This window comes from Paenibacillus sp. 01L418, assembly GCF_056400045.1.
This window is the reverse complement of sequence record NZ_JBFTSN010000879.1, coordinates 1-524: the sequence shown is the minus strand read 5'-3', so window position 1 is coordinate 524 and position 524 is coordinate 1. Positions and strand designations below refer to the sequence as shown.

The following is a 524-nucleotide window of genomic DNA, read 5'->3' as shown; positions in this document are numbered from 1 at the left end:
GATTAAAGATGGAGTATTGCATGCTCGATTTCTACCAAAGATTATAGCAGCAACTGCATTTGGAGAAATGAATGGTGTTGTGACAGAACGCATAGAAAACCTCGCAAAATTATTTAAAACAGCAAAGCTTCCTTACGTAATTAAAAAGGATATGCAAGCGTATCTAATCACACATTCCGTATCAGACATTGCCATGTTAAGCTTTTTGCATTCTGAGAATAAGATAATTGACCAAAAAACAGTCAGAACCAGAAAGACGGCACGCAAAATAACAGTCACTTTAAAAGCGTTTCTAAGGGCAATACAAAAAGCAGGCGTTTCAATTGATCCACCAATGCTTAAAATAGTGCTTAAATTTCCAAACTTATTTTTGGATCTTTTCTTTATGACATGGCTACGAACTAAAATGGTTAGGGATATGATGTTGCCGGATTATGCGAATAATGCTAACAATGAGATTGTGCAGTTGCGTCATGATTTAATGAAATTTTTAAATCAAAATGAGATCAAATCGGAAATACATG

The 524-nt window shown here is 34.7% G+C and carries 1 pseudogene; it reads left to right on the top strand.

From position 1 onward, the window contains the following. Nucleotides 1-524: pseudogene (locus AC1DSE_RS36240) on the top strand (ketopantoate reductase family protein); the annotation flags it as partial.